Here is a 3,945-nt window from a genome sequence, read left to right as displayed (position 1 = left end):
GTATTAAACTGTTCAAACACATCAGGTGCACCGCGATTCAATGTAATTTCCACAAATACCAACAGCGAAGCATCAAGATATTGTGGATTTAACAACGCGGTATAACCGGTAATGAAACCTTGACGCTCTAAACGACGTACACGCTCTAAACAGGGGGTTGGAGATAAACCCACTCGTTTTGATAATTCTACATTCGAAATACGACCATCTTTCTGCAATTCATTCAAAATATTGCGATCGATACGGTCTAAATCCTTGGACGGCCTTTTATAGTTGTCTGCCATTTTTTATTCCACCTTATTACTTCCTTGCAAAAATATATACTACAACTTTTTAATATTCAGTATCAAATTTTACACATTCGCATCTATACTAGTCACAAATTCGAAACAACAACCCTACATATAGTTATAACAACCAAAAAAACCTAAGGAGTCAGGATGATCATTGGAGTTCCTAAAGAAATCAAAAACCACGAATATCGTGTGGGCATGATTCCCGCAAGCGTGCGCGAACTTGTCTCACACGGTCACCAAGTTTATGTTGAAACAAATGCCGGTTCCGGCATCGGCTTTTCAGACGATGATTACATCGCTGTAGGCGCATCCATTCTTCCTACTGCTTCTAACATTTTTGCGAAAGCAGAAATGATTGTTAAGGTCAAAGAACCTCAGGCTGCTGAACGAGCAATGCTCCGCGAAGGCCAAATTTTATTTACCTATTTACATCTAGCTCCAGATTTTCCACAAACTGAGGAGCTAATCAAGAGCAAAGCTGTCTGTATAGCCTACGAGACTGTAACAGATAATATGGGTCGCTTGCCACTATTAGCACCAATGTCTGAAGTCGCTGGTCGAATGTCTATTCAATCAGGTGCGCAGTGTTTAGAAAAATCACACGCGGGCTGTGGTTTGTTACTGGGTGGTGTACCCGGAGTCGCACCAGCAAAAGTGGTGGTGATTGGTGGTGGTGTCGTCGGTGCCAACGCAGCCAGAATTGCCGTCGGAATGCGTGCAGATGTGACGATTCTCGACCGAAGTGTTGATATGCTGCGTAAACTCGATGAAGAGTTCCAAGGTCACGCTAAAGTCGTGTATTCAACAAAGGATGCGATTGAAAAATACGTCCTCGAAGCCGATTTAGTAATAGGCGCAGTACTGATCCCCGGAGCAGCAGCTCCTAAACTCGTTACTAAAGATCTGATTTCTAGAATGAAACCTGGCTCTGCGGTCGTTGATGTGGCAATTGACCAAGGCGGCTGCTTTGAAACCTCACATGCTACCACTCATGATGACCCGACCTATATCGTTGATGACGTCGTTCATTACTGCGTCGCAAACATGCCAGGCGCTGTGGCTCGCACATCAACTTTCGCCTTGAATAACGCTACGTTGCCTTACATTGTTAAACTGGCCAATAAAGGTTATCAACGTGCATTATTAGAGGATAAAGGATTCCTAGAAGGTTTAAACGTGATACACGGTAAAGTCACCTGTAAAGAGGTCGCCGAGAGTTTCAACCTTGAATATCTTGACCCATCTGAAGCTATCGCTCTGTTTAACTAACGATAACAATTTGCGGTAAAGCTCTCAATTCTTAGCCAAGTGCGTCATGCGCTTGGCTTTCATTTTTTAAAAGCGTGAACCAATATATTGCGTGGCGTTACTTTCCTAGCGCAAAACTGCTCAATCTGCACCTCATAGCCTTGCTCTTGAAGATAAAGTGCCTTATCCAATACCAACCAAAGCTCAATCATGCGGCGAAATGCCTGTTGTACTAAGCCTATCCTTTCCATCTGCCAAAAACGCTGCTCGCCTTTACGTTCATAAGCAGGCCAATCCACTTCTGGTAATGCGATGCCTTTTTGTGCCGCCGCCCAATAACAAAAAGCTAAAAATCCTTCGGCTAGTTGTGATTTTTTGAGGCTCGGAATTGGGCAATATTGATGATGCCCAAGCTCAGATCTTAGCAACAAATCAAAACCCAAACGAAACGTCATTTCTTGCAAACGATGACGGCGAACCCGCTCTCCCCCCGTAACGGTTTCTTGTAGCGGAATACGCAGCTCTTCTTTGGACAAGGCAAGAGAAGAAGTACGACCGTAGCTGGACATGGGTTGGTAGCTATCGGCTTTGATTAAATGGTAGCAACATGGTGAAAACGTAATCGCAGGCAAGCGATGAGCAACGGAATATTCGAGTAGGCGAACATGGAGATCACCACAGGCATGTAAAGCGACGGCATGCTGATTGGTATTGAAAACGCCAAACGCTTGCGGCTCAAAAGCGTCCCCTTGAATAAATTGCATCGGAAGATCATGTTCATCGGCGCATGCTTGTCCTGCATGGCAGAGCTGCGACTGATATTCAAAACTAGTGACTTTTTGTTTTGACTGCGCTGCGATAATTCGACCTAAAAAGCCTTTACCCGCGCACCACTCTAGCCATTCCGTTCCTGAATGCCTAGAGAGGAGTGATTCGCTCATTAAACGAATTTGTTCTAGCTTTCTGCCAGGGATCCCCTGCTCTAAGTAAGGGCTGAGTGCTTGCTGAGTATTACGAGGGGCATCTTGAAGCCTAATCATGATATCCGCTTCTTTTAACCCCTCGATATACGGATGAAGTTGCTCAATGAGCGCTTGCGGCGATGACTTTAAGCTATCGATACTGTCCAAAGATAGCGTTTGCAACCACTGATCCAGCCTATGATCTGAATGTTTCCAAGGTGAACTGTCTAAGCCACTATGATGAAAGGGCTCAAATCGCCAAAAACGTTGGTTTTCAATTAAAAAAGCATCGATATGTTTGAAAAGCGCGCGCATACATCCCCCTAGAAAGGCCAATTCTAGGAGGTGATGGTTTAATTAGAAAGTGTTTCGTTTTAAATGATCGAAATTTGCTTAACGAACTGGCAATTCAATGTCTTTAAACATCTCTTCTATTTCGATATTCGATTTTAACGAGGTAGCCCGTTCGACGACAGGGCGAGTAAGATGAGGCGCGAAACGTTCCATAAAGTCAAACATATAAGAGCGCAGGAATGTGCCTCGGCGAAACCCAATGCTAGTCGTGCTCGCACCAAAAAGATGGCTGGCATCAATCGCGATAAGATCGGTGTCGCGTGATTTATCTATCGCCATACTTGCGATAACACCCACCCCAATTCCCATTCGGACATAAGTTTTTATCACATCCGCATCGGTGGCGGTGAAGACAACTCGCGGCGTTAACCCTATGCGATTAAATGCAGTGTCTAACTCTGAACGGCCAGTAAAACCAAACACGTAAGTGACCAATGGATACGCGGCTAAATCCTCAATCGTTACTCGTTCTTTTTTTGCAAGAGCATGATCTTTGGGAACAACAATGGAGCGGTTCCAGTGATAACAAGGCAGCATGATGGCATCTTGGTACAGATGAAGCGCTTCTGTTGCTATCGCAAAATTAGCGGTGCCTTTTGCAACCGCTTCCGACATCTGACTTGGAGTGCCTTGGTGCATGTGTAGCGACACTTTCGGATAACGCGCAGTGAATCCTTTGATTACATCAGGTAACGCGTAGCGAGCTTGTGTATGAGTCGTTGAAATATTCAGCGTACCCATCTCAGGGTGCGTATGCTCCCCTGCCACAGCCTTAATGCTTTCCACACGTGAAAGGATCTCTTGTGAGATACGAATAATATCTTCACCTGCACCCGTGACTTGTGTCAGGTGCTTACCGCTACGCTCAAAAATTTGAATACCCAATTCATCTTCGAGTAAACGAACCTGTTTACTAATGCCTGGCTGAGAGGTATAAAGGCTTTCCGCAGTTGCTGAGACATTCAGGTTGTGATTAACCACTTCAACAATATATTTTAACTGCTGTAACTTCATTATTGGCCCCGTAATCCATTATCAAAGATCCAGATCTTTCAATCATAGTTTATAATTATTAGTTATAACGC

4 protein-coding genes are annotated in these 3,945 nt (G+C 44.4%); 1 reads left to right on the top strand and 3 read right to left on the bottom strand.

Features of this window, described 5'->3' with window-relative positions; all coding sequences use genetic code 11:
* The coding region (locus B9J87_RS15250; protein WP_094151577.1) for a winged helix-turn-helix transcriptional regulator at positions 1-284 on the bottom strand (284 nt) is incomplete at its 3' end.
* A gap of 156 nt (positions 285-440) precedes the next feature.
* On the opposite strand from B9J87_RS15250, the gene ald reads away from it, so the two are divergent.
* Positions 441-1,565, top strand: a complete 1,125-nt coding sequence (gene ald / locus B9J87_RS15245) for an alanine dehydrogenase (protein WP_017041996.1) — start codon at positions 441-443, stop codon at positions 1,563-1,565.
* Positions 1,566-1,624: 59 nt separating this feature from the next.
* Here the strand turns inward: ald and B9J87_RS15240 are convergent, their stop codons facing one another.
* The gene (locus B9J87_RS15240) at positions 1,625-2,821 is read right to left on the bottom strand and encodes a methyltransferase (RefSeq protein ID WP_088721120.1); all 1,197 of its coding nucleotides are present in this window, start codon (positions 2,819-2,821) and stop codon (positions 1,625-1,627) included.
* Positions 2,822-2,899: 78 nt separating this feature from the next.
* Complete coding sequence (gene cysB / locus B9J87_RS15235; RefSeq protein ID WP_094151575.1) at positions 2,900-3,874, bottom strand: HTH-type transcriptional regulator CysB; 975 nt, start codon at positions 3,872-3,874, stop codon at positions 2,900-2,902.
* Between the last annotated feature and the right edge of the window lie 71 nt (positions 3,875-3,945).

The organism is Vibrio sp. V19_P1S1T109 (assembly GCF_002241375.1).
Taxonomy (GTDB): Bacteria; Pseudomonadota; Gammaproteobacteria; order Enterobacterales; family Vibrionaceae; genus Vibrio; species Vibrio anguillarum.
This window is presented reverse-complemented; position numbering and strand designations above follow the sequence as displayed.

Coding starts and splice junctions, on each gene's coding strand:
- cysB (WP_094151575.1), bottom strand. CDS start 3,874: ATGAAGTTACAGCAGTTAAAATATATTGTTGAAGTGGTTAATCACAAC.
- ald (WP_017041996.1), top strand. CDS start 441: ATGATCATTGGAGTTCCTAAAGAAATCAAAAACCACGAATATCGTGTG.
- B9J87_RS15240 (WP_088721120.1), bottom strand. CDS start 2,821: ATGCGCGCGCTTTTCAAACATATCGATGCTTTTTTAATTGAAAACCAA.